The sequence below is a fragment of the Serratia sp. A07 genome, assembly GCF_058725505.1.
Map to the genome: position 1 here is coordinate 292,955 of NZ_JBZXDO010000003.1, position 23,660 is coordinate 316,614.

Below are 23,660 nucleotides of genomic sequence, written 5' to 3' on the forward strand. Positions count from 1 at the left end.
ACTCACCTCTTATAAACTTTTAGACAGCATTTTCCGATGCGTGTGGATCGACATGATGATGCCGAAACCGGCCATCAACACTATCAGCGCCGAACCCCCGTAACTGACCAGAGGCAAAGGTACGCCAACTACCGGCAAAATGCCACTGACCATACCGATGTTAACAAAGACATAAACGAACAAAATCAGCATCAAGCCGCCGACCATCACGCGGCCGAAGGTGGTTTGCGCCTTGGCGGCGATCATCAGCCCGCGAATGATCACCAGCAGGTAAAGCGTCAGCAGCACCAACACCCCGATCAGCCCCAGCTCTTCGGCCAACACGGCGAAGATAAAGTCGGTATGGCGCTCCGGCAGGAACTCCAGCTGCGACTGGGTGCCGTGCAGCCAGCCCTTGCCGGACAGGCCGCCGGAGCCGATGGCAATCTTGGATTGAATGATATGGTAGCCGGCGCCGAGCGGGTCGCTTTCCGGATCGAGCAGCATCATCACGCGGTCGCGTTGATAACCGTGCATCAGGAAGAACCACAGCACCGGGATAAAGGCCGCCAGCGCGACGGCGGCGACGGCGATCAATTTCCAGCTCATGCCCGACAGGAACAGCACGAACAGGCCGGAGGCTGCGATCAGGATCGAGGTGCCCAGATCCGGCTGCGCGGCCACCAGCAGCGTCGGCAGGAAGATCAGCACCAGGGCGATGGCGGTGTTTTTCAGCGAAGGCGGGCAGACGTCGCGGTTCATAAAGCGCGCTACCATCAGCGGCACGGCGATCTTGGCGATTTCCGACGGCTGGAAGCGCACCACGCCGAGATCCAGCCAGCGCTGCGCGCCTTTACTGATCTGCCCGAAGGCGTCCACCAGGATCAGCAAAATCACGCAGAAGATATACAGATAGGGCGCCCAGCTTTCGTATACGCGCGGCGGGATTTGCGCCATGACGGCCATCACGATCAGCCCCATGACGATCTGCCCGATCTTGCGCTCCATCATGCCGATGTCCTGGCCGCTGGCGCTCCACATCACGAAGGCGCTGTAGACCAGCAGGGCCAGGATCAGCAGCAGGAACGTCGGGTCGATGTGGATTTTGGTCCAGATCGAGCCTTTTTGTTGGCTTTCAGTCATGTTCTACCTTAGTCACCTTCTACGCCAGGCGGCAGCGGGGCTTCGCTTGGCAATTGCGTATTGTTGTCGCCCAGCAGAATATGGTCGAGGATCTGGCGGGTGATGGTGCCCACCGCCGGACCGGAGCCGCCGTTTTCCAGAATGATGGCGACCGACACCGTCGGATTGTTGAACGGCGCGAAGGCGGTCATCAGCTTGTGATCGCGCAGGTGCTCCGCCAGTTTATGGGCGTTGTAAGTTTCGTAGCCGAATACCTGTGCGGTACCCGATTTCGCCGCGGCTTTGTAAGGGGCGTCCGCAAAGTATTTGCGCGCCGTCCCGTTCGGACGGTTGGCCACCCCGTACATGCCGTCTTTGGCGATTTCCCAGAAGCCGGAGTGAATATCGCCGATCTGCGTGTCTTCTTCCTGTTTGAACGGCACCAGCGCGCCGTTGACGCGGGTGCTCTGCAGCAGGTGCGGCGTTTTGACGGTGCCGTCGTTGATCAGGGTGTTCAGCGCCTTGGCCATCTGGATCGGCGTGGCGGTCCAGTAACCCTGGCCGATGCCCACCGGAATGGTGTCGCCCTGATACCACGGCTTTTTATAGCGCTTCAGCTTCCATTCGCGCGTCGGCATCAGGCCGGAGCGCTCTTCGGACAGATCGATGCCGGTGTACTGGCCGTAACCGAATTTGGTCAGCCAGGTCGACAGCCGGTCGATCCCCATGTCATAGGCGACCTGATAGAAATAGGTATCTGCGGACTCTTCCAGCGCTTTGGTGACGTTCAGCCGGCCGTGGCCCCATTTTTTCCAGTCGCGGAAGCGTTTTTCCGAGCCGGGCAGTTGCCACCAGCCGGGATCGAACACCACGGTGTTCTTGGTGATCACCCCGGCGCTGAGCGCCGACACCGCGATGTAAGGCTTCACCGTCGACGCGGGCGGGTAAACCCCCTGTGTGGCGCGATTGATCAGTGGGCGATTCGGATCGTTCAGCAGCCCCTGATAGTCCTTGCTGGAAATGCCGTCCACGAACAGGTTCGGATCGTAGCTCGGGTTGGACACCATCGCCAGAATGGCGCCGGTGCGCGGATCGCTCACCACCACCGCGGCGCGGCTGCCTACCAGCAGCTGCTCGATATAGCGCTGCAGGTTGAGATCGAGCGTCAGGTAGACGTCCTGACCGGCGGAAGGCGGCTGCTCGTGCAATTGGCGGATCACCCGGCCGCGGTTGTTGACCTCGACCTCTTCGTAGCCGGTTTTGCCGTGCAGCGTGTCTTCGTAATAGCGTTCGATGCCCAGCTTGCCAATGTCGTGGGTCGCGGCGTAGTTGGCCAGCTTGCCGTCTTTGTCCAGGCGTTCGACGTCGCGGTCGTTGATCTTCGAGACGTAGCCGGTGACGTGGGTGAGGGCGGAACCGTAAGGGTAGTAGCGGCGCTGGTAGCCTTTCACTTCCACGCCGGGGAAGCGGAACTGATTGACCGCAAAGCGGGCGACCTGCACTTCAGTCAGCGCGGTTTTCACCGGAATGGAGACGAAACGGCGCGAACGCTTGCGCTCTTTTTCGAAATTGGTGATGTCGTCGTCGGTCAGGTCGACCACCGTGCGCAGCGCCTGCAGCGTGGCTTTGAGATCGTCAACCTTCTCCGGCATCAGCTCCAGCTGATAAATGGTGCGGTTGAGTGCCAGCGGGGTGCCGTTGCGATCGTAGATAATGCCGCGGCTGGGCGCGATAGGCACCAGCTTGATGCGGTTTTCGTTGGAGCGGGTACGGTAATCCTCGACGCGGACCACTTGCAGATTATACAGGTTGGCGATCAGGATGCCGGACAGCACCAGGATGACCAAGAACGCCACCAGGGCGCGGCGTACAAACAGGGCGGATTCAGCCGTATAGTCGCGAAAAGGGTTACGTTCTATTTTCATCCCGCTGCTGTATTTCACTCTGTCACGGTCACCACCGGCTATTCCCGGTGGTAAGGATGATTTGTAGTAATACTCCAGGCGCGGTAGAGGCTTTCGGCCACCAGGACGCGCACCAAAGGATGCGGCAATGTCAACGGAGAAAGTGACCAGCTCTGCTCGGCAGCGGCTTTGCAGGCGGGCGCCAACCCTTCCGGGCCGCCGATCAGCAAGCTGACGTTACGGCCATCCTGCTTCCAGCGCTCAAGCTGCTGCGCCAGCTGCGGCGTTTCCCACGGCGTGCCTGGGATATCCAGCGTAACGATGCGGTTGCCTTTGCCCACCGCCGCCAGCATCTGTTCGCCTTCTTTGTCCAGAATGCGCTTGATGTCGGCGTTTTTGCCGCGTTTGCCCGCCGGGATCTCGGTCAGCTCAAACGGCATATCTTTGGGAAAGCGGTGCAGGTAATCCATAAAGCCGGTTTGCACCCAGTCTGGCATTTTGGTGCCGACCGCCACCAATTGCAGTTTCACCGCTTAGCTCCAGAGTTTTTCCAGCTCGTACAGGCGACGGCTCTCTTCCTGCATCACGTGCACGATCACTTCGCCCAGATCGACCACGATCCAGTCGGAGGCTTCCTGGCCTTTCATGCCGTACAGCTCCATGCCTGCGGCACGGGATTCCTGCACCACGTGGCTGGCGATCGACATCACGTGGCGAGTCGAGGTGCCGGTGCAGATGATCATGCAATCGGTGATGCTGGATTTGCCCTGGACGTCCAGAGCGATAATGTCTTGGCCTTTCAGGTCATCGATTTTATCGATGACGAAATCTTGGAGCGCTTTACCTTGCAAAGGTTCCCCCTCGGGTGTGTTCTGTTCAGTCGGCTGCGGCGGGCAAAATGCGCGCGCCGCGGCGTAACCGGATAATGATTTCGGCAGGCTGCCGCTGAAAGCCAGCTAACTGGTGACTGCCCGGCCAGCTAAGGTTTCCGGGGTTTTCAGCGGATACCTGAAAAATAGCGGCGCAGTATATCACGCACCTTTCGCTAGCGATATAAACCCTGCAACTCGATGTAGCGCTGCACCGGGCGTGGCAGCAGGTCGTCGCAGTTGAGGCCCTGATGGCGGCGCTGGCGAATCTCGGTGGCGGAAATTTCCAGCTCCGGCGTATCGGCCAAATAGATATGGCCGTGTGGGCGACGGCTGAGCAGCGCCGGGTCGGCGGTGCGATGGCGTTCCAGCCACTGCTGCAGCTCCGGCGTGTCCATGCGATCGTTATAGCCCGGGCGCGCCAGCACCAGCAGATGGCAGACGTCCAACAGCGCCTGCCAGCGGTGCCACTTATGCAGCGTCAGCAGCGAGTCCTGGCCAATAATAAACGCCAGCGGCTGGGCGGCGCCACGCTCTTTACGAATCGTTTCCAACGTCTCGATGGTGTAGGAGGGAGTAGTGCGGTGCAGTTCGCGATCGTCGACCGCAAACAGCGGGTTGCCGGCGATCGCCAGCTCCACCATCTTCAGGCGCTGCTGCGCATTGGCCTCCGGCTGCGGGCGGTGCGGCGGCACGTGGTTAGGCAGCAGCGTGACGCGATTCAGGCCCACTTCGGCGGCCAACGCTTCCACCGGCCGCAGGTGGCCGTAGTGGATCGGGTCAAAGGTGCCGCCGAACAGCGCGTGCAAAACGGTGGGGTGTTCCGGATTAGTGGGCATCGCTAAAACTCGTGGCCAGGGGTTTGCCGCACAGCAGCATCGACAGGGTTTCCAGTTCCGGCCAGACCGACTGGCCATAGTCCTGCTTGAGGGTCAGCTCGATTTGCGTCAGCAGCTGTACCGCCTGCTGCAGCTGGGGGCCGGACAGGCGTTGCAACGCCTGGGTCACCAGCGGGCGGCGATTCTGCCAGACCTTGTGCTGATCGAACAGCGTGCGCAGCGGCGCGGAAGCCATGCGGCGCTGCAGCGTCAGCAGCAGCAGCAGTTCGCGTTGCAGAGTGCGCAGCAGGATCACCGGCTCCACGTCCTCTTGCTGCAGCTGCTGCAAGATATGCCAGGCGCGCTTGCTTTTGCCGGCCAGCAGGGCATCCAGCCAGTGGAACGGCGTGAAGTGGGCGGCGTCGTTCACCGCCTGTTCGACGCGCGGCAGCGTGAGCTTGCCGTCCGGGTGCAGCAGCGACAGCCGCTCCAGCGCCTGCGACAGCGCCAGCAGGTTGCCTTCGTAGCAATAGCACAACAGCTGATTGGCGGCGTCGTCCAGCTCCAGCTTCATCGCCTTGGCGCGCGTGGCGACCCAGCGCGGCAGCTGCGCCTGTTCCGGCGTCTGGCAACTGACGAGGGCACCGTGCGGGCTGAGCGCCTTGAACCAGGCGCTGTTTTCCTGCGCTTTGGTGAGGCGCGGGCCGCGCAGGATCAGCAGAATATCCTCGTGCAGCAGCGTGGCGAGTTTGGTCAGCTGTTCGCCGATCGGCGCCGTCGGGCCGTTTTCCGGGAAGATCAGCAGCAGCGTCTGGCGGCTGGCGAACAGGCTCATCGCCTGGCAGATGCCGAAGATGGCGTCCCAGTCGGTATGGGCGTCAAGGGAAATGCTGTAGTGCTCACTGAACTGCTGCTGTTGCGCGGCCTGCCGGAGCAAATCCTGGCTTTCCTGCAGCAACAGCGGTTCATTGCCGCTCAATAAATAACAAGCGCGCAGCCCCTCTCGGAGCTGCGCGGCAAGTTGTTCCGGATAAATGCGGATCATTGTGCGGTTTGGCTTGCCGCTCGTTCGCCGGCGGCAGCGGCTTTCTGCCGGTTCTCTTCTTCCGCCGCATGCACGGTCAGCAGTTTGCGCACCAGCTGTTGCGCCGCCTGCTCACGCATTTCCTGGCGAATGATATCCTGTTCGGAGTCCTTGGCCAGCGCGGTCAGCGGGTTATCGAAGAAGGAACGGAACACTTTCACCGACAGCGGATACAGGTCATGGCCCGGGATCAGCACTTGCGCCTGCACGGTCAGCACCAGCTGGTACTCGGCGGTTTTACCGTCCTGGAAGATAGAAGCGGTATCCTGGCTTTCCGTTGCGCCGACGATGCGCAGGGAAGGCACGTCTTTACGTTTCGGATCGCTGACAATAGTCACTTCGTTAAGACGCAGCTGCTCACGCACCGCGCGCGTCAACGGGCCGTAAGGATCCGAACTGTCCAGGATCAGCGTTTTCATTTCATTCGGCACCTGCGTGGTGCCACGCAGGTGAAAACCGCAGCCGGCGGTGACCAGCACCGCCAACCCCAGCAACAGCGTCAGAATACGTTGTCGCACAACTCCTCCTTGTGTTAACCCACAACCAGGTTAAGCAGTTTGCCCGGAACGTAGATCACTTTGCGAATCGTGACGCCGTCCAGATATTTAGCCACCAGATGCTCTTCGGCAGCGCGCGCGCGCACCTGCTCTTCGGTCGCATCGGCAGATACGGTGATTTTAGCGCGAACCTTGCCGTTCACCTGCACCACCACCAGCTTGGAGTCTTCGACCATCGCTTGTTCGTCGGCAACCGGCCATGGCGCGGTGTCCACGTCGCTTTCGCCGCCCAGCGCCTGCCACAGGGTGAAGCACACGTGCGGGGTGAACGGGTACAGCATGCGAACCACGGCCAGCAGCGCTTCCTGCAGCAGCGCGCGATCCTGCTCGCTCTCCTGCGGCGCGCGGGCCAGTTTGTTCATCAGCTCCATCACGGCGGCGATCGCGGTGTTGAAGGTCTGACGGCGGCCGATATCGTCGGTTACCTTGGCGATGGTTTTGTGCAGATCGCGGCGCAGCGCTTTCTGATCTTCGGTCAGCGCCGCTACGTCCAGCGGTTGTACCGCGCCTTTTTCCACGTGATCGTAGGCCAGTTTCCACACGCGTTTCAGGAAGCGGTTAGCCCCTTCCACGCCGGATTCCTGCCACTCCAGCGTCATTTCTGCCGGTGAAGCGAACATCATGAACAGACGCACGGTGTCCGCGCCGTATTTTTCCACCATCTCCTGCGGGTCGATGCCGTTGTTCTTCGACTTCGACATTTTGCTCATGCCAGCATAGACCAGTTCACGGCCTTGCGGATCGGTAGCCTTGATGATGCGGCCCTTGTCGTCGCGCTCGACGGTGGCGTCAACCGGAGATACCCAGACGCGCTCGCCGCTGTTGCCGGTGTAGTAGAAGGCGTCGGCCAGCACCATGCCCTGACACAGCAGGCGCTTGGCCGGCTCGTCGGAATCCACCAGGCCTGCATCGCGCATCAGCTTGTGGAAGAAGCGGAAGTACATCAGGTGCATGATGGCGTGTTCGATACCGCCGATATATTGATCGACCGGCAGCCAGTAGTTGGCGGCGGCCGGATCCAGCATACCCTGATCATACTGCGGGCAGGTGTAGCGCGCGTAGTACCAGGAAGACTCCATAAAGGTGTCGAAGGTGTCGGTTTCACGCAGCGCCGGCTGGCCGTCGACGGTGGTCTTCGCCCACTCAGGATCGGCCTTGATCGGGCTGGTGATGCCGTCCATGACCACGTCTTCCGGCAGGATCACCGGCAGCTGATCTTCCGGCGTCGGCATCACGGTGCCGTCTTCCAACGTCACCATCGGGATTGGCGCGCCCCAGTAACGCTGACGGGAGACGCCCCAATCGCGCAGACGGTAGTTGACCTTGCGCTGGCCTACGCCCTTGGCGACCAGTTTGTCGGCGATGGCGTTGAAGCCCGCTTCGTTGTCCAGGCCGTCGAATTCGCCGGAGTTGAACAGCGCGCCTTTGTCGGTCATCGCTTCGGCGCTCACGTCAGGTCGACTGCCGTCGAGGTTCAGGATCACCGGTTTGATCGGCAAATCGTATTTGGTGGCGAATTCCCAGTCGCGCTGGTCGTGCGCCGGTACCGCCATCACGGCGCCGGTGCCGTATTCCATCAGCACGAAGTTGGCGACCCACACCGGCAGCTGCTCGCCGCTCAGCGGGTGGACAACGAACAGGCCGGTCGGCATGCCTTTCTTCTCCATCGTCGCCATTTCGGCTTCGGCAACTTTGGTGTTGCGGCATTCGTCGATGAAGTCGGTCAGCGCCGGGTTATTGCGCGCGCCCTGTTGCGCCAGCGGGTGGCCCGCGGCGACCGCCACGTAGGTAGCGCCCATGAAGGTGTCGGGACGGGTGGTGTAAACCGTCAGCTTCTCTTTGCTGTCCGCCACGTCGAAGGTGATTTCCACGCCTTCGGAGCGGCCAATCCAGTTGCGCTGCATGGTTTTCACCTGCTCCGGCCAGCTTTCAAGCGTGTCCAGATCGTTCAGCAGCTGATCGGCGTAAGCGGTGATTTTGATGAACCACTGCGGGATCTCTTTACGCTCGACCTTGGTGTCGCAGCGCCAGCAGCAGCCGTCGATAACCTGTTCGTTGGCCAGCACGGTCAGATCGTGCGGGCACCAGTTCACCGCCGAGGTCTTCTTGTAGACCAGGCCTTTTTCATACAGCTTGGTGAAGAACCACTGTTCCCAGCGGTAGTATTCCGGCTGGCAGGTGGCGATTTCGCGATCCCAGTCGTAGCCGAAGCCCAGCAGTTTCAGCTGGTTCTTCATGTATTCGATGTTGTCGTAGGTCCACGGGGCCGGTGCGGTGTTGTTTTTCACCGCCGCGCCTTCCGCCGGCAGGCCGAACGCATCCCAGCCGATCGGCTGCAGTACGTTTTTGCCCAGCATGCGCTGATAGCGCGAGATCACGTCGCCGATAGTGTAGTTACGAACGTGGCCCATGTGCAGTCGGCCGGACGGGTAAGGCAGCATGGATAGGCAGTAGTACTTTTCCTTGCTGTCGTCTTCGGTAACTTTGAAAGTCTGCTTCTCTTGCCAGTGAAGCTGTACGTTCGATTCTATGTCTTCTGGACGGTATTGCTCTTGCATGGCGGCCGGTGGTCCTGTAGGTGTAAACCGTTGCCCCGGTCAGAGGCAACGCAATGAACATTTAGTATTCGTAGATCCGCATAGCATAGCTGATAAGACCTCCCGGCAACAACTCCAAGCGCCTGACTCGGCGCATTTAAAAAAAACGCCGCCATGACGCGGCTCACAACCTGCGGATCCCGCGTCTTGCCAAGTGACATCAGTCATTTACGGCTAAAATAAGAACAAGTAGCTTAGGGGTATCCCTACAGCCAAGTCCGGCGCAGCGTTTATCGAGGAGAGTCTATGAACAAGGTTGCTCAGTATTACCGCGAATTGGTGGCATCGCTGACCGAACGCCTGAAAAACGGTGAACGCGATATCGACGAACTGGTGGCCAGCGCGGAGCGGCGGTTGAACGAGGCCGAAGATCTGACCCGCGACGAAGTGCGGCAGGTGACGCAGGCGGTGCGACGCGATCTGGAAGAGTTCGCCCGCAGCTATCAGGAAAGCCGGGATGAGTTTACCGACAGCGTGTTTATGCGGGTGATCAAAGAGAGCCTGTGGCAAGAGCTGGCGGATATCACCGACAAAACCCAGCTGGAGTGGCGCGAAGTGTTCAAGGATGTCAGCCACCACGGCGTTTACCACAGCGGTGAAGTGGTGGGGCTGGGCAATCTGGTGTGCGAGCAGTGCCATTACCACCTGGCGTTCTACACGCCGGAGGTGTTGCCGCTCTGCCCGAAATGCGGTCACGACCAGTTCCAGCGCCGGCCGTTTGAACCTTGATGACGTTCCCCGCTGCGGCGGGGAACGCTAAGGCCGGCGTTTAACGGAACAGTTTCTTCAGCAGGTTGCTCAGGAAACCGCCGCTGACGGCTACCGGGGCGGCTTGCGCCTGCGCTGGTGCGCTGGCCGCTACGGCGATGCCGGCCGGGATTTTCTGCGCGACCGCGATGCGGCTATCCTGGGCGGCTTTCTCTGCCGCTTCCGGGCCGTAGGCGAAGCCTTCCGCCAGCACGAACTCAACGTCGGTGATGCCGATAAAGCCCAGGAACAGCTTCACGTACGGCGTGATCAGATCCGTCGGCGTGTCGGCGTGGATGCCGCCGCGGCTGGAGATGACGATCGCTTTCTTGCCCGTCACCAGCCCTTCGGCGCCGGCGGAGGTATAGCGGAACGTCTGGCCGGCGCGGGCGATCAGATCGAAGTAGATCTTCAGCTGCGTCGGGATGTTGAAGTTGTACATTGGGGCGCTGATGATCAGCGTGTCGTGCGACTTCAGTTCGGCAATCAGCTCATCGGACAGCGCCAGGGTGCTTTGCTGGTGCGGCGTCAGCGGCTTGTCGCCGGCGGTAAAACCGGCCATCACTTCGCCATCCAGCTCCGGCAGGGTCGGGTTGGCCAAATCGCGCACGGTGAATGTGTCTTCAGGGTGAGTTTCACGCCATTGTTCAACAAAAAAATCGACTAATTTTCCAGACTGGGAATATTCACCCAGAATGCTTGATTTCAGGACCAGTACGCGGCTCATTGGCTTATCTCCAGGCGAAGTCTAATCGGTAACGATGTCAGTCGGTGTAAACGCATGGTAGAGGCAAGCCAGGAACAGTGATAGCGCAAAAATTCGCTGAGTTAAATCAAAAAACTTGAATGAGGGGCGCGAGCGCGCCCCGATGGGATCAATAACGCGCTACGCGCTCGGCCAGCAGCTCGATAAAGCCTTCGCGGTTGATGCCGGTCAGCACTTCCACGTTGGCCGCGTTGCCGGTTTGCTGGAAATAGTCCACCACCGTCATGCCGACGGTGTATTCCCCTTTGGTTTCCACCCCCACCCAGCGCTCTACGCCGGTAAACAGCTGCGGCGCCAGCAGCCAGGCGATGGTGCAGGGATCGTGCATCGCCGCGCCGGGCAGGCCGCGCGGATGGCTGAGGTACAGCGGCAGGTAAAAATCGAGCATCTCCGCGACCGCCTCGCGACCGGATTGTCTATCTGGCGAATGCGCTCGATATCCTGCGGCAACACCAGCGCCTGATGGGTGACGTTCAGCCCGGCCATGGTCAGCGGCACGCCGGATTTCAGCACCATTTCGGCGGCTTCGGGATCGACGAAGATGTTGAACTCCGCGACCGGCGTGGTATTGCCGGCGTTCATGCCGCCGCCCATAAATACGATGCGCTCGATGCGGTTTTTCAGCTCGGCATGCTGGGCCAACAGCAGAGCGATGTTGGTCATTGGGCCGGTCACCACCAGGGTTATCGGCTGCGGGCTGGCGCGCAGCAGGTCGGCGATCAGCTCGACGGCGCCGCGGGGATCGGGCTTGATTGTCGGCGTCGGCAGGTGGGTGTTGCCCATGCCGGTTTTGCCGTGGACATAGTCGGCGATCACCAGTTCGCGCATTAGCGGGCCGCCGGCACCGGCGGCGACCGGTATGTCCTCGCGCTGCATCAGGGTCAACAGACCCAGCGCGTTATGCAGGGTTTTCTCCGGCGTCTGGTTGCCGGCGGAGGTGGTGATGGCTTTGACGTCCAGCTCCGGCGAACGCAGCGCCATAGCCAGCGCGATGGCGTCGTCGAGGCCGGGATCGCAATCGATGATAATAGGGCGGGGCATGTTCTTTCTCCTCTGTTTGTTATCCAGCGAGCATCGGATCAAAACCGGGGAGAAACAAGCGCTTTTAGTGCCGGGCGTTTGCGCGACGGGATAAGGCGTTCAGACACCGCAGAGTTCATGAGCGCTGCGTTTCCATTCTTCCACCTCGGTTGGGTGCAAGAAGGAGTAATAGACGGTAGTGCCGTCGGGCAAGATATTTTGCAGTGCCTGCATGCAGTTGGCCTCGCAGGGGCGCAGCTCGATATACACGTTGGTGATCGGCACCTGCTCCTTATCGGCGTCAAAGCGTTCGATGCGCCTTATCGCCGCAACCAGCGCGGCCATTTCGGCATGTAGCTTGACCCAGTTATGGGTGTAGATATCCGGCGGCATCTCCATTTTCATCTGGCTATTGCCAAAGGCATAGCGAGTGCTGCCGCGCAGCTGGTATTCGATGGTGGCGCAACAGGACTCAGGCCCGAAACCCGGTTTTTCAATCAGTTTCTTCTTGTCTTCCAACGTGCGTCGAACAATCGGATAACCGGATTTGATGCTGTACTCCGCTTGTACCAGTTGAATCATGCCAGCCTCTCTGGTGGGTGAGTTAATCATCAAAGGTAGGACAGCCTGCAGGATCGCGCGTTATTTACGGTCATCGCGACGGGGAGTTTAAGATAAATCCTAACTTTGTTGAGACGGCAATGAGAGGCATTCAGGCGCATGGGTGCCGAAAAACAAGCGCCCCTTGGGGCGCTTGGGTTTAGGGCACTGCGCGATCAGTGCAGGATCTTGGCCAGGAAGTCCTTGGCGCGCTCGGACTCGGGGTTGTTGAAGAAATCGTCTTTGTTGCGGTCTTCGACGATTTTGCCTTCGTCCATAAAGATCACCCGATTCGCCACCTTACGGGCGAAGCCCATTTCGTGGGTCACCACCATCATGGTCATGCCTTCGTTCGCCAGTTCGACCATGACGTCCAGCACTTCGTTGATCATTTCCGGATCGAGCGCCGAGGTCGGTTCATCGAACAGCATGGCGATAGGATCCATGCACAGCGCGCGGGCGATGGCGACGCGCTGCTGCTGGCCGCCGGACAGCTGACCGGGGAACTTGTTGGCATGGGCGGAGAGGCCGACGCGCTCCAGCAGCTTCAGGCCCTTCTCGCGCGAGGCGGTCTTGTCGCGCTTGAGCACTTTCACCTGCGCCAGCGTCAGGTTGTCGATGATAGACAGGTGCGGGAACAGCTCGAAGTGTTGGAACACCATGCCGACCTTGGCACGCAGCTGCGCCAGGTTGGTTTTCTTGTCGTTGACCGGCGTGCCGTTCACCAGGATGTCGCCCTGCTGGATCGGCTCGAGGCCGTTGACGGTTTTGATCAGGGTGGACTTGCCGGAACCTGAAGGACCGCAGACGACGACCACTTCGCCTTTTTTCACTTCGGTGGTGCAATCGGTCAACACCTGAAAGTGACCGTACCACTTAGAAACATTTTTCAGGGATATCATCAAACAGTCCTTTTCTTCAAATAGCTTACCAGCGCCGAGGCGGCGAGGCTGATAACAAAATAGACAAAGCCGGCGAACAGGATCATTTCAACCTGGGTGCCGTCGCGTTCGCCGATGGTCGACGCGGTGCGGAAGAAGTCGGCCAGGCTCAGTACGTAAACCAGCGAGGTATCCTGGAACAGTACGATGCCCTGGGTCAGCAGCAGCGGCACCATGGCGCGAAACGCCTGCGGCAGGATCACCAGCCGCATGGATTGCCAATGGGTCATGCCCAGCGCCAGCGCGGCGGAGGATTGGCCGCGTGAGATGCTGATAATGCCGGCGCGGATGATTTCCGAATAATAGGCCGCTTCAAACAGGGAAAAGGCTACCATAGCCGAGATCAGGCGAATATCGGTTTTCGGCGATAACCCTAGAACCTGTTGTAATAAGCTTGGAACCACCAGATAGAACCACAGCAACACCATCACCAGCGGCACCGAGCGGAACAGGTTGACGTACAGGGTGGCGAACCAGCTGATCGGTTTGAACGGCGACAAACGCATCACCGCCAGCACGGTACCCCACAGAATGCCGACCACGATGGCGGTCACGGTGATCTTCAGCGTGATCACCATGCCCTGCAGCAAATAAGGGAAGCTTGGGACGATCGACGCCCAGTCAAATTCGTACATTATTTACTCCCCAGGTTGCCAGGCAACTGCACTTTCTTTTCGACCAGACGCATAAACAGCATGATAACGGCGTTGATGCCGATATAAGCCAGCGTGATGGCGGTAAAGGATTCATAGGCGTGTGCGGAGTAATCCAACAGCTTGCCGGCCTGCGCGGCCATGTCCACCAGCCCGATGGTGGAGGCGATGGCGGAGTTTTTGACCAGGTTGAGCATTTCCGAGGTCATCGGCGGCACGATCACCCGGTAGGCGTTCGGCAGCAGCACGTAGCGGTAGGTTTGCGGCAGCGTCAGGCCCATCGCCAGCCCGGCGGCTTTCTGGCCGCGCGGCAGGGACTGAATGGCGGCGCGCACCTGCTCGCATACGCGGGCGGCGGTAAACAGCCCCAGGCAGAGCATGGAGGAGACGAAGAACTGCACGTTGGGATCCAGCTCGCTTTTAAACCAGGTGCCGATATTGGCCGGCAACAGCTCGGGGATCACCAGATACCAGGTAAAGAATTGCACGATCAGCGGCACGTTGCGGAACAGTTCGACGTAACAGGTGCCGAGGGCGGAAAGAAAGCGGTTGGGCACGGTACGCAAGATACCGAACAGCGAACCGACGAAGAAAGCGATAATCCATGCACAGACGGAGAGGGCCACGGTGACCTGAAAGCCGGACCAGATCCAGCCGAGGTAAGTGGTGTTCCCAAACGGGGCCTGCTGCAGGAAGATACCCCAGTTCCAATCTATTGACATAACAAACTCCGGTAAACGGGCGCAGGGCGCCGAAGATTGATGACTTGATGAGCGCCGATCGCCGTGCGGCCAGTCTGGCTGGCTTGTTGTGTGCGGAGATCGGTGATGCGCGTTGGGGAAAATGAGGGAGGGGAACGGCCCCCCTCATACCTGTCTGTCCCAGTCATCAACTGGGCCGGTTTGGCCTGCGGCCGCCCCGGCTCTTGTTCTATTTAGTTCAACGCTTTGTCGTTAGGCTCTTTGAACAGCTGTTTCATGTCGTCCGACAGTTCGAAGTTCATGTTGAGGTTTTTCGGTGGAATAGGCTGCTTGAACCATTTGTCAAACCACTTGGCCGCTTCACCGGAGGTTTGCGCCTGGGCGATGGTGTCATCGACCAGCTTTTTGAACTCAGGATCGTCTTTGCGCAGCATGCAGCCGTAGGCTTCTTTCGACTGCGGCGTGCCGATGATTTCCCACTGATCCGGCTTCTTGGCCTTGGCGCGCTCGCCCGCCAGCAGGGCATCGTCCATCATGAAGGCCACCGCGCGGCCGCTTTCCAGGGTGCGGAAGGAGTCACCGTGGTCTTTGGCGCTGATGATGCGCATGTTCATTTTGTCGCTGTCGTTCAGCTTGTTCAGCAGCACTTCGGAGGTGGTGCCGGAAGTGACCACCACCGGTTTACCGGCCAGGTCTTTAAAGTCTTTGATGTCGGAGCCATTTTTCACCAGCAGACGGGTGCCGACCACGAAAATGGTGTCGGAGAAGGCGGCCTGTTTTTGGCGCTCGAGGTTATTGGTGGTGGAGCCGCACTCGAAGTCATAGGTGCCGTTTTGCAGCAGCGGGATGCGGTTCTGCGAGGTAATCGGCAGCATTTTCACCTGCAGATTCGGTGCATTAAGTTTTTTCTTAACAGCTTCAACGATTTGGTTGGAGTAGTCCTGAGAGTAGCCCACAACTTTTTGTTGGTTGTCGTAGTAGGAAAAGGGCACTGACGATTCGCGGTGGCCGACAACGATCACGCCGTTGTCTTTGATTTTCTTCAGCGTACCGGACAGGTCTTCCGCATGCGCCACGCTACCTGCCATACCGAGCAGCAGTAACGATAACGCCAATTTACGCATTTGCATGGTCCAACTCCTTTGCTGTTGTGGTGGCTCTGACTAAAGAGCGTCAGGTTAAATCGACTATTTATTGCTCAAGTTATAAAGATAGTCTTAGAACGGATAGCCGTTAAAAAATAACCGATTGTGAATACCTTGAAACTAAAATGTTTCATTTTTTGAGACGCCGCGCGCACCAAATCAATGCAACGAAACCCTGACGCCCCCGCGTGGTGCGCTCAATGCACCCAAAATGTGCACAGGTGCGACAAAACGTCAGCAAAAGTAAATCGGCGCGCGATGTCACCATAGTTAAAGCAAGGAGTGTGCCAGCCGCGTTGATTTAACGGCGTTTTCTGACCAAGGAGGAGACAGTGACGAGAACGCGGGGCGCGGCGGGCGCGCCCCGGCGAGAAGGACTATTTGCGGCGCAGGCCCAACATCAGCGCCCAGCCGCCCAGCAGCAGGGTTATCACCCACAGCGGCGTGGCGCCGAAGCGTGCGTAAGGCGTGACGCCGGTGGTCGGCGTGACCTTCACTTCGAGCACCTGACGGGTAAACTGCGGGATCTCGGCGATCACCTCGCCGTTCGCATCCACCGCGGCGGTAACGCCGTTGTTGGTGCTGCGCAGCAGCGGCCGGCCGAGCTCCAGCGCCCGCATGCGCGCCATCTGGAAGTGCTGCCACGGGCCGATAGAGTGGCCGAACCAGGCATCGTTGGAGATGGTCAGCAGGAAATTGGTGTCCGGGCGGAAGTTATCGCGTACCTGCTGGCCCAGGACGATTTCGTAGCAGATGGCCGCCGTCAGGTTGTACCCGCGCACGCTGAGCTGCGGCTGCACGTAGTCGCCGCGGCTGAAGGAGGACATCGGCAGATCGAAGAACGGCGCCAGCGGCCGCAGCAGGGTTTCCAGCGGCACGAACTCGCCGAAAGGCACCAGGTGGTGCTTGTTGTAGCGATCCTTGGCCGGGTAGCTGTACGGCGTCGGTTCGCCGAGCACGATGGCGCTGTTGTAGATCTGCTGGCCCTGTGGCGTGGCGCGCACGTCGACGATGCCGGTGATCAGGCTGCTGTTCTTCGCCCGCATCAGGTCGTCCATCATGGTCAGGAAGCCGTTCTGGTTGGCTTCATAATCCGGGATGGCGGACTCCGGCCAGATGACGATCGGCGCCTTGCCTACGTATGGACGGGTTTCGTCCAGATAGGTTTGCAGCGTGCTGACCAGCGCTTTCGGATCCCATTTCATCGACTGGGCGATGTTGCCTTGCACCATGGCGACGTTCACCGCTTTCTCCGGCTGCGGAGTAAACCACTGCAGCTGGCGCAGCGGCCACGGCAACAGCAGCAGCGCGGCGGCGATGATCGCAGCCGACAGGCGGCGCTGATTGACGGCGTACACCAGCAGGCCGGCGATGGCCATCAGCACAAAGGTGATGGCGTCGACGCCCAGCAGCGGCGCGATGCCCTTCAGCGGGCCGTTGATCTGGCTGTAGCCGAACTGCAGCCACGGGAAGCCGGTCAGCACCCAGCCGCGCAGGAATTCGGTCACCTGCCACAGCGCCGGCGCGGCGATGGCCAGCCGCCACCAGCGGGTGGCCGGCCACAGGCGCGTCAGCAGCCCGGCGAACAGCCCGGTATACAGCGACAGGTAAGCGGCGAGCAGCACCACCAGGAAGACGTTGACGGCGAAAGGCATGCCGCCGAAATCGGCGATGCTGACATACACCCAGTTGATGCCGCTGCCGAACAGCCCGAAGCCCCAGACAAAGCCGAGCAGGGCAGACTGTTTGGTGGTGCGATTGAGGGTAACGGCCAGCAGGCCGAACAGGGAGACGATGGCCGCGGGCCAGAAGTCGTAGGGCGAGAACGCCAGCGTCCCGCCGGCACCTGACAACAGCGCCAGCAGGGCGCGAACCCGTTGGCGTTCAAGTAATGAGGCTTTAGCCATGTTGGATTTAATCTTCCAGTTTCGGTGGTGGAGAATCGTCCGGAATTTTTACATGAACCTGGATAATACGTCGACTGTCGGCCATGGCAACTTTAAATAGGTAACCTTCGATTTCAATGGTTTCCCCGCGCGCCGGCAGGTGACCGAAGGCCTGCATCACCAGACCGCCGATGGTATCGACCTCGTCGTCGCTGAAATGGGTGCCGAAGGCGTCGTTGAAGTCTTCGATCGGGGCCAGCGCGCGCACGGTGTACATGTGGCGGCTGAGCTGGCGGATATCTAGATCGTCTTCGTCGTCGTATTCGTCTTCGATCTCGCCGACGATCAGTTCCAGAATGTCTTCGATGGTGACCAGGCCGGATACGCCGCCGAATTCGTCAATGACAATCGCCATGTGATAGCGCTGGGAGCGGAACTCTTTCAGCATCCGGTCGACGCGCTTGCTTTCCGGCACCACCACCGCGGTGCGCAGCACCTTGTCGATGCTGAACGGCTCGGAGTCTGCGCGCATGAACGGCAGCAGATCCTTGGCCATCAGGATGCCTTCGATGTGATCTTTGTCTTCGCTGATCACCGGGAAGCGCGAGTGGGCGGAGTCGATAATCACGTCCAGGCACTCTTCCAGCGTCTGGTTGCGCTTGAGCGTCACCATCTGGGAGCGGGGGATCATGATGTCGCGCACGCGCTGTTCGGCGATATCCATCACGCCTTCCAGCATGTCGCGGGTATCGGGATCGATCAGGTCGTTTTGTTCGGAATCACGGATCAGCTCGACCAGATCGCCACGGTTTTTGGGTTCGCCGTGGAACAGCTGGTTAAGGATAAGAGTAAAGAACCCCTTCTTGGGACTGGGGCTGTCATTGCTTTGTGAATGGTCGTCGCTCATGGCGTTTTCGTTACTGTCACTCATGTCAGAGTTAAGGGGCGTCAGCGACAGCCCCGCATGGGGGCTGTAGGGTAAACGGCTGACGTCAGACGGGGTCTTTTTCCGCCAGGTACGGATCAGGATAACCCAGTCCGTGCATGATTTCGGTTTCCAAAGACTCCATTTCTTCGGCTTCATCGTCTTCGATGTGGTCATACCCTAGCAGATGAAGACTGCCATGGACAACCATATGCGCCCAGTGGGCCTCCAGCGCCTTGCCTTGCTCAATCGCTTCCTGTTCAACCACCTGGCGGCAGATGATCAGATCGCCAAGCAGCGGCAGCTCGATGCCCGGCGGGGCCTCGAACGGGAAAGAGAGCACGTTGGTCGGCTTGTCTTTGCCGCGGTAGGTCAGGTTCAGCTCGTGGCTTTCCGCTTCGTCCACCAGACGCACGGTCACCTCGGCCTCTTCCTGAAATTGCGGCAGCACGCCTTCCAGCCAGCGCTGGAAGGTGGCCTCATCCGGCAGGCCGTCGCCGCTTTCACAGGCAATCTGCAGATCCAAAATCACCTGACTCATGGTGTCTCCTGCTCGGAGGCGGCGAGCGCCTCGCGCTTACGTTGTTCGGCAATCGCGTCTTTGCGTTTCTGTTCGGCCGCTTCCCAGGCCTCATAGGCGATGACTACGCGGGCCACCACCGGATGGCGCACCACGTCTTCGCTGTGGAAGAAGTTGAAGCTCAGTTCTTCCACGTCCGACAGCACTTCCACCGCGTGGCGCAGGCCGGATTTCTGGTTGCGCGGCAGGTCGATCTGGGTGACGTCGCCGGTGATGACCGCCTTCGAGTTGAAGCCGATGCGCGTCAGGAACATCTTCATCTGTTCGATGGTGGTGTTCTGGCTCTCATCCAGAATGATAAAGGCGTCGTTCAGCGTACGGCCGCGCATATAGGCCAGCGGCGCGACTTCGATCACGTTGCGCTCGATGAGCTTCTCCACGCGCTCGAAGCCCAGCATCTCGAACAGGGCGTCGTACAGCGGGCGCAGGTAAGGATCGACCTTCTGGCTCAGATCGCCGGGCAGGAAGCCCAGTTTTTCGCCGGCTTCGACCGCAGGGCGTGTCAGCAAAATGCGGCGAATTTCCTGGCGCTCCAACGCATCCACCGCGGCGGCGACCGCCAGGTAGGTTTTGCCGGTGCCCGCCGGGCCGATGCCGAAGGTGATGTCGTGATCGAGAATGTTGGCGATGTACTGCGCCTGGTTAGGCGTACGCGGTTTCACCATGCCGCGCTTGGTTTTAATGGTGACCGCCTTGCCATAATCCGGCACGCTGTCGGCCACCTGTTCCAACACCCGGCTCTCTTTGATAGCCAGGTGGATTTGCTCTGGGTCGATATCCGGGATCACGCCGCGAATCGGCGCGGTATCCACGTACAGATGGCGCAGGATATCGGCGGCGGCAACCACGCACAGGTTTTTGCCGACCAGCTTGAAACGGTTGTCGCGGCGATTGATTTCAATGCCCAATCGGCGCTCGAGTTGCTTGATGTTGTCATCAAACGGGCCGCACAGGCTGAGCAAACGCTTATTGTCTGCGGGCTCTAACAAAATTTCTTGTGTTGCGACGTTCAAACTATTCCTCTAGGTCACATCGGGCCTGGTTGATGTCACATAGCGCGTTCGGGACGCGCGCGTTCAGGACGAGCCTGAATACTCTCTTTCTTGAATTATTCATGGTGCGCCGCAACGGCGCAAGTTTACCGCTGATCTATCTGTGCGCCATCGGCGGAATTCAAGGGAAGATAAGGAAAAAACGCGGCGGGGCGCAAAGCCCGCCGCGTCATCACAGAACAAGGCCGCCGTGAATCAGTTCTTTTTCACGAACTCGGATTTCAGCTTCATCGGGCCGAAGCCGTCGATTTTGCAGTCGATGTTGTGATCGCCTTCGACCAGGCGAATGTTTTTCACCTTGGTGCCGATCTTCAGCATCGAGGAGCTGCCTTTGACCTTCAGGTCTTTGATCACGGTGACCGCATCGCCGTCCGCCAGCAGATTGCCGTTGGCGTCTTTGACGATCAGCGCGTCCTGATCTTCCGCCGGGGCGCTGTCACTCCACTCGTGGGCGCACTCAGGGCAGATGAACAGGGCATTGTCCTGGTAGGTGTATTCGGAGTTGCACTTCGGGCAGTGTGGGAGTTGCATGTTATGTCGCCTCTTCAACAATAAAAAAATAAAAAAGAAAATCACCGGGCGCGGGCGCCCGGCGGAGAAACGGTAAGGAGTAGCGCGAATGGGCGGCGATAAGGCGGCCGCCGCGGCGTCAAGGCTGGTAAATGCCGACGCCCAGCGCGTTTTCTTTGCGGGTACGGGCGATCACCGACTGCGGGGATTCATGTACGCGCAGATCCATCTGCTGTTCGGTGCGCACCACTGCGCCGCGCAGGGTGTTGGTCAGCACCTCGGTAATTTCCACGTCGACGAACTGGCCGATCATGTCGGGCGTGCCCTCGAAGTTTACCACACGGTTGCACTCCGTGCGCCCGGCCAACTCCATCACGCTTTTGCGCGAGGTGCCCTCCACCAGAATGCGCTGGACGGTGCCGAGCATGCGGCGGCTGAACTGCAGCGCCTGCTGGTTGATGCGATCCTGCAGAATATACAGCCGCTGTTTTTTCTCTTCTTCGCTGACGTCGTCGACCATGTCCGCCGCCGGGGTGCCCGGGCGCGACGAATAGATGAAGCTGAAGCTGACGTCGAAATTGACGTCGGCGATCAGGTTCATGGTCTGTTCGAAGTCGGCCTGGCTTTCGCCCGGGAAACCGACGATGAAATCGGAGCTGAGCTGAATGGCCGGCCGCGCCTTGCGCAGCTTGCCGATAATCGCCTTGTACTCCAGCGCGGTGTGCGCGCGTTTCATCATGGTCAGGATGCGGTCCGAACCGCTCTGCACCGGCAGATGCAGGAAGCTGACCAGCTCCGGCGTGTCTTCGTACACCGCGATGATGTCATCGGTGAACTCGATAGGGTGGCTGGTGGTGAAGCGAATGCGATCGATGCCGTCGATGGCCGCCACCAGGCGCAGCAGTTCGGCGAACGAACAGATCTCGCCGTCATGCGTGGCGCCGCGGTAAGCGTTGACGTTTTGGCCGAGCAGGTTGACCTCGCGCACGCCCTGCGCCGCCAGTTGGGCGATTTCGAACAGCACGTCGTCGCTCGGGCGGCTCACTTCTTCACCGCGGGTGTAAGGCACCACGCAGAAGGTGCAGTATTTGTTGCAGCCTTCCATGATCGACACGAATGCGGTCGGGCCTTCGGCGCGCGGTTCCGGCAGACGGTCGAACTTTTCGATCTCCGGGAAGCTGATGTCGACCACCGGGCTGCGGGTGCCCTGAACGTGATTGATCATTTCCGGTAGGCGGTGCAGGGTCTGCGGGCCGAAGACCACGTCGACGCAGGGCGCGCGGCTGCGGATCAGTTCGCCTTCTTGCGAGGCCACGCAACCGCCGACGCCGATGATGACAGACGGGTTCTTTTCTTTCAGCAAGCGCCAGCGCCCCAGCATGGCGAAAACTTTCTCCTGCGCTTTTTCACGGATCGAGCAGGTGTTCAGCAGCAGCACGTCCGCCTCTTCGGCGTTTTCGGTCCACTCGAAGCCGTGCGTGCTGTTCAACAGGTCGGCCATTTTCGATGAATCATACTCATTCATCTGGCAGCCCCAGGTTTTGATATGTAGTTTTTTCGTCATTGACTTGCCATTACTCAGTGCGGAGCGAAAGTTGCGTTACGCGACATGCAGGGCGCGTATTGTAATCATTTGCCGCCGTTGTGACCAGCGCGGGGGAAAATGGCACGCGACCTGAAGCCGGAGCGAAAATCCGGTACACTGCGCAAAACGCCATGCCGGGTGGGATGGCGAGCATTCACACAGAAAACATAGCCAATATGAAGACATCTCAAAATCGGTATGACGCGGTGGTGGTGGGCGGCGGCATGGTCGGCGCGGCGGCGGCCCTGGGGCTGGCGCAGGCGGGCTGGTCGGTGGCGTTGCTGGAACATCAGGCGCCGCAGGCGTTCGAGGCGCAAAGCCCGCCGGATCTGCGCATTTCCGCTATCGGCTGCACCTCGGTGGGGCTGCTGAAACAGCTCGGCGCCTGGCAGGCCGTGACGGCGATGCGCACAGCGCCGTATCGCCGGCTGGAGACCTGGGAATGGGCGTCGTCGCGCGTGGCGTTCGACGCGGTGTCCCTGGGGCTGCCCGAGCTGGGCTTTATGGTGGAAAACCGCATTCTGCAGCTGGCGCTGTGGCAGCAGTTCGCGCAGTGCGCCAACCTGACGCTGCTATGCCCCGCCAGGCTGCAATCGCTGCAGCGGGCGGACAATGCCTGGCAGCTGACGCTGGACGGCGGCGAGATGCTGCAGGCGCGCCTGGTTGTCGGCGCCGACGGCGCCAACTCGCAGGTGCGCAAGCTGGCGGCGATCGGCACCAACGGCTGGCAGTATCGTCAGGCGTGCATGTTGATCACCGTCGATACCGGCGCGCCGCAGCAGGATGTGACCTGGCAGCGTTTCTTCCCGTCTGGGCCGCGCGCCTTCCTGCCGCTGTACGACAGCTGGGCGTCGCTGGTGTGGTATGACAGCCCGCAGCGCATTCGCCAGCTGCAGGCGATGCCGCCGGCGCAGCTGGAGCGTGAGATCGCCGCCGCTTTCCCGGCGCGACTGGGCCCGGTCAAGGTGCACGCCGCCGGTTCGTTCCCGCTGACGCGGCGTCATGCGCAGCGCTACGTGCTGCCGGGGCTGGCACTGCTGGGGGATGCGGCGCATACCATCAATCCGCTGGCGGGGCAGGGCGTCAATCTGGGGTATCGCGACGTAGATGCCTTGCTGAACGTATTGAGCGATGCGCGGGAGCAGGGAGAGGACTGGAGCAGCGAGGCGGTACTGCTGCGTTATCAGCGCCGCCGCCGTACCGACAATCTGCTGATGCAGAGCGGGATGGATCTGTTCTATGCGGCTTTCAGCAATAACCTGGCGCCGCTGAACGTCGCGCGCAATCTGGCGCTGATGGCCGCGCAGCGGGCGGGCAAGCTGAAAGAGCATGCGTTGAAGTACGCGTTGGGATTGTAACCGACAGGGCTCAGCTGCGGCTGGGCCCGTTAGGATTGACTGAACGCCAGACAGCAAAAAGCCCGCCGAAGCGGGCTTTTCTAAATATGGCTGGGGTGCCAGGATTCGAACCTGGGTATGCTGGTATCAGAAACCAGAGCCTTACCGCTTGGCGACACCCCAATTATGGTGGCTACGACGGGATTTGAACCTGTGACCCCATCATTATGAGTGATGTGCTCTAACCAGCTGAGCTACGTAGCCGATGTTACTTTTTACTTC

The 23,660-nt window shown here is 60.0% G+C and carries 22 protein-coding genes, 2 tRNA genes and 1 pseudogene; 2 read left to right on the top strand and 23 right to left on the bottom strand.

Annotated elements, in window-relative coordinates:
- Positions 1-9 precede the first annotated feature (9 nt).
- From mrdB to leuS, 8 genes are all read right to left on the bottom strand, one after another.
- The gene (mrdB, locus tag AC4PR2_RS05125; RefSeq protein WP_044031770.1) at positions 10-1,122 is read right to left on the bottom strand and encodes a peptidoglycan glycosyltransferase MrdB; all 1,113 of its coding nucleotides are present in this window, start codon (positions 1,120-1,122) and stop codon (positions 10-12) included.
- A gap of 8 nt (positions 1,123-1,130) precedes the next feature.
- Positions 1,131-3,026, bottom strand: a complete 1,896-nt coding sequence (gene mrdA / locus AC4PR2_RS05130; RefSeq protein ID WP_038877446.1) for a peptidoglycan DD-transpeptidase MrdA — start codon at positions 3,024-3,026, stop codon at positions 1,131-1,133.
- A gap of 38 nt (positions 3,027-3,064) precedes the next feature.
- Positions 3,065-3,535, bottom strand: a complete 471-nt coding sequence (rlmH, locus tag AC4PR2_RS05135; RefSeq protein ID WP_004940002.1) for a 23S rRNA (pseudouridine(1915)-N(3))-methyltransferase RlmH — start codon at positions 3,533-3,535, stop codon at positions 3,065-3,067.
- A 3-nt stretch (positions 3,536-3,538) separates the two neighbouring features.
- Complete coding sequence (rsfS, locus tag AC4PR2_RS05140; RefSeq protein WP_016928774.1) at positions 3,539-3,856, bottom strand: ribosome silencing factor; 318 nt, start codon at positions 3,854-3,856, stop codon at positions 3,539-3,541.
- A 194-nt stretch (positions 3,857-4,050) separates the two neighbouring features.
- Positions 4,051-4,713: a nicotinate-nucleotide adenylyltransferase gene (gene nadD / locus AC4PR2_RS05145; RefSeq protein ID WP_015376938.1), complete on the bottom strand. Its 663-nt coding sequence runs from the start codon at positions 4,711-4,713 to the stop codon at positions 4,051-4,053.
- Entirely contained in the window at positions 4,703-5,737 is a 1,035-nt protein-coding gene (gene holA / locus AC4PR2_RS05150; RefSeq protein ID WP_055316089.1) for a DNA polymerase III subunit delta, read from the bottom strand. The genes nadD and holA overlap by 11 nt, the downstream gene beginning before the upstream one ends.
- Positions 5,734-6,294 (bottom strand): LPS assembly lipoprotein LptE, encoded by a 561-nt coding sequence (gene lptE / locus AC4PR2_RS05155; protein ID WP_060423573.1) that lies wholly within the window; start codon positions 6,292-6,294, stop codon positions 5,734-5,736. The genes holA and lptE overlap by 4 nt, the downstream gene beginning before the upstream one ends.
- 14 nt (positions 6,295-6,308) lie before the next feature.
- Entirely contained in the window at positions 6,309-8,891 is a 2,583-nt protein-coding gene (leuS, locus tag AC4PR2_RS05160; RefSeq protein WP_337046404.1) for a leucine--tRNA ligase, read from the bottom strand.
- A gap of 285 nt (positions 8,892-9,176) precedes the next feature.
- On the opposite strand from leuS, the gene AC4PR2_RS05165 reads away from it, so the two are divergent.
- On the top strand, positions 9,177-9,659 hold the full coding sequence (locus AC4PR2_RS05165) for a zinc ribbon-containing protein (RefSeq protein WP_025301844.1): 483 nt from the start codon (positions 9,177-9,179) through the stop codon (positions 9,657-9,659).
- A 40-nt stretch (positions 9,660-9,699) separates the two neighbouring features.
- Here AC4PR2_RS05165 and AC4PR2_RS05170 read toward each other — a convergent pair whose 3' ends face one another.
- The 13 genes and pseudogenes from AC4PR2_RS05170 to miaB form a co-directional block, all read right to left on the bottom strand.
- Entirely contained in the window at positions 9,700-10,404 is a 705-nt protein-coding gene (locus AC4PR2_RS05170; RefSeq protein WP_197802560.1) for an NAD(P)H-dependent oxidoreductase, read from the bottom strand.
- 148 nt (positions 10,405-10,552) lie between these two features.
- A pseudogene (gene rihA, locus AC4PR2_RS05175) lies at positions 10,553-11,484 on the bottom strand (pyrimidine-specific ribonucleoside hydrolase RihA).
- A 99-nt stretch (positions 11,485-11,583) separates the two neighbouring features.
- Positions 11,584-12,045, bottom strand: a complete 462-nt coding sequence (locus AC4PR2_RS05180; protein WP_060423582.1) for a hypothetical protein — start codon at positions 12,043-12,045, stop codon at positions 11,584-11,586.
- Between the two features lie 194 nt (positions 12,046-12,239).
- Entirely contained in the window at positions 12,240-12,965 is a 726-nt protein-coding gene (locus AC4PR2_RS05185) for an amino acid ABC transporter ATP-binding protein (protein ID WP_019454076.1), read from the bottom strand.
- Positions 12,965-13,639: a glutamate/aspartate ABC transporter permease GltK gene (gltK, locus tag AC4PR2_RS05190; protein WP_004939982.1), complete on the bottom strand. Its 675-nt coding sequence runs from the start codon at positions 13,637-13,639 to the stop codon at positions 12,965-12,967. The genes AC4PR2_RS05185 and gltK overlap by 1 nt, the downstream gene beginning before the upstream one ends.
- Entirely contained in the window at positions 13,639-14,379 is a 741-nt protein-coding gene (locus AC4PR2_RS05195; RefSeq protein WP_019454074.1) for an amino acid ABC transporter permease, read from the bottom strand. The genes gltK and AC4PR2_RS05195 overlap by 1 nt, the downstream gene beginning before the upstream one ends.
- A gap of 212 nt (positions 14,380-14,591) precedes the next feature.
- Positions 14,592-15,488, bottom strand: coding sequence for an amino acid ABC transporter substrate-binding protein (locus AC4PR2_RS05200; protein ID WP_492174928.1), 897 nt, complete (start codon positions 15,486-15,488; stop codon positions 14,592-14,594).
- A gap of 392 nt (positions 15,489-15,880) precedes the next feature.
- Positions 15,881-17,410 (bottom strand): apolipoprotein N-acyltransferase, encoded by a 1,530-nt coding sequence (gene lnt, locus AC4PR2_RS05205; RefSeq protein ID WP_060423584.1) that lies wholly within the window; start codon positions 17,408-17,410, stop codon positions 15,881-15,883.
- Between the two features lie 7 nt (positions 17,411-17,417).
- Entirely contained in the window at positions 17,418-18,296 is an 879-nt protein-coding gene (gene corC / locus AC4PR2_RS05210; protein WP_025301851.1) for a CNNM family magnesium/cobalt transport protein CorC, read from the bottom strand.
- Between the two features lie 85 nt (positions 18,297-18,381).
- Positions 18,382-18,855: an rRNA maturation RNase YbeY gene (gene ybeY / locus AC4PR2_RS05215; protein WP_033637441.1), complete on the bottom strand. Its 474-nt coding sequence runs from the start codon at positions 18,853-18,855 to the stop codon at positions 18,382-18,384.
- On the bottom strand, positions 18,852-19,907 hold the full coding sequence (locus tag AC4PR2_RS05220; protein ID WP_025301852.1) for a PhoH family protein: 1,056 nt from the start codon (positions 19,905-19,907) through the stop codon (positions 18,852-18,854). Before AC4PR2_RS05220 ends, ybeY begins: the two co-directional genes overlap by 4 nt.
- 234 nt (positions 19,908-20,141) lie before the next feature.
- On the bottom strand, positions 20,142-20,477 hold the full coding sequence (locus AC4PR2_RS05225; protein ID WP_004939967.1) for a zinc ribbon domain-containing protein YjdM: 336 nt from the start codon (positions 20,475-20,477) through the stop codon (positions 20,142-20,144).
- Positions 20,478-20,595: 118 nt separating this feature from the next.
- The gene (miaB, locus tag AC4PR2_RS05230) at positions 20,596-22,020 is read right to left on the bottom strand and encodes a tRNA (N6-isopentenyl adenosine(37)-C2)-methylthiotransferase MiaB (protein WP_492174929.1); all 1,425 of its coding nucleotides are present in this window, start codon (positions 22,018-22,020) and stop codon (positions 20,596-20,598) included.
- A 197-nt stretch (positions 22,021-22,217) separates the two neighbouring features.
- On the opposite strand from miaB, the gene ubiF reads away from it, so the two are divergent.
- Positions 22,218-23,399 (top strand): 3-demethoxyubiquinol 3-hydroxylase, encoded by a 1,182-nt coding sequence (gene ubiF, locus AC4PR2_RS05235; RefSeq protein ID WP_197802563.1) that lies wholly within the window; start codon positions 22,218-22,220, stop codon positions 23,397-23,399.
- Between the two features lie 87 nt (positions 23,400-23,486).
- On the opposite strand, the gene AC4PR2_RS05240 is transcribed toward ubiF, so the two are convergent.
- Together AC4PR2_RS05240 and AC4PR2_RS05245 are read right to left on the bottom strand one after the other, a co-directional pair.
- A tRNA-Gln gene (locus AC4PR2_RS05240) sits at positions 23,487-23,561 on the bottom strand.
- Between the two features lie 4 nt (positions 23,562-23,565).
- Positions 23,566-23,642: transfer RNA gene (locus AC4PR2_RS05245), tRNA-Met, on the bottom strand.
- Positions 23,643-23,660 lie beyond the last annotated feature (18 nt).

Excerpts from the sequence above, each read along its gene's own strand:
- holA (WP_055316089.1), bottom strand. The coding sequence starts at position 5,737 with ATGATCCGCATTTATCCGGAACAACTTGCCGCGCAGCTCCGAGAGGGG.
- leuS (WP_337046404.1), bottom strand. The coding sequence starts at position 8,891 with ATGCAAGAGCAATACCGTCCAGAAGACATAGAATCGAACGTACAGCTT.
- miaB (WP_492174929.1), bottom strand. The coding sequence starts at position 22,020 with ATGACGAAAAAACTACATATCAAAACCTGGGGCTGCCAGATGAATGAG.
- AC4PR2_RS05165 (WP_025301844.1), top strand. The coding sequence starts at position 9,177 with ATGAACAAGGTTGCTCAGTATTACCGCGAATTGGTGGCATCGCTGACC.
- AC4PR2_RS05180 (WP_060423582.1), bottom strand. The coding sequence starts at position 12,045 with ATGATTCAACTGGTACAAGCGGAGTACAGCATCAAATCCGGTTATCCG.
- lnt (WP_060423584.1), bottom strand. The coding sequence starts at position 17,410 with ATGGCTAAAGCCTCATTACTTGAACGCCAACGGGTTCGCGCCCTGCTG.
- mrdB (WP_044031770.1), bottom strand. The coding sequence starts at position 1,122 with ATGACTGAAAGCCAACAAAAAGGCTCGATCTGGACCAAAATCCACATC.
- AC4PR2_RS05225 (WP_004939967.1), bottom strand. The coding sequence starts at position 20,477 with ATGCAACTCCCACACTGCCCGAAGTGCAACTCCGAATACACCTACCAG.
- ybeY (WP_033637441.1), bottom strand. The coding sequence starts at position 18,855 with ATGAGTCAGGTGATTTTGGATCTGCAGATTGCCTGTGAAAGCGGCGAC.
- mrdA (WP_038877446.1), bottom strand. The coding sequence starts at position 3,026 with ATGAAAATAGAACGTAACCCTTTTCGCGACTATACGGCTGAATCCGCC.
- gltK (WP_004939982.1), bottom strand. The coding sequence starts at position 13,639 with ATGTACGAATTTGACTGGGCGTCGATCGTCCCAAGCTTCCCTTATTTG.
- AC4PR2_RS05195 (WP_019454074.1), bottom strand. The coding sequence starts at position 14,379 with ATGTCAATAGATTGGAACTGGGGTATCTTCCTGCAGCAGGCCCCGTTT.
- AC4PR2_RS05170 (WP_197802560.1), bottom strand. The coding sequence starts at position 10,404 with ATGAGCCGCGTACTGGTCCTGAAATCAAGCATTCTGGGTGAATATTCC.
- corC (WP_025301851.1), bottom strand. The coding sequence starts at position 18,296 with ATGAGCGACGACCATTCACAAAGCAATGACAGCCCCAGTCCCAAGAAG.
- AC4PR2_RS05185 (WP_019454076.1), bottom strand. The coding sequence starts at position 12,965 with ATGATATCCCTGAAAAATGTTTCTAAGTGGTACGGTCACTTTCAGGTG.
- AC4PR2_RS05200 (WP_492174928.1), bottom strand. The coding sequence starts at position 15,488 with ATGCAAATGCGTAAATTGGCGTTATCGTTACTGCTGCTCGGTATGGCA.
- nadD (WP_015376938.1), bottom strand. The coding sequence starts at position 4,713 with ATGCCCACTAATCCGGAACACCCCACCGTTTTGCACGCGCTGTTCGGC.
- ubiF (WP_197802563.1), top strand. The coding sequence starts at position 22,218 with ATGAAGACATCTCAAAATCGGTATGACGCGGTGGTGGTGGGCGGCGGC.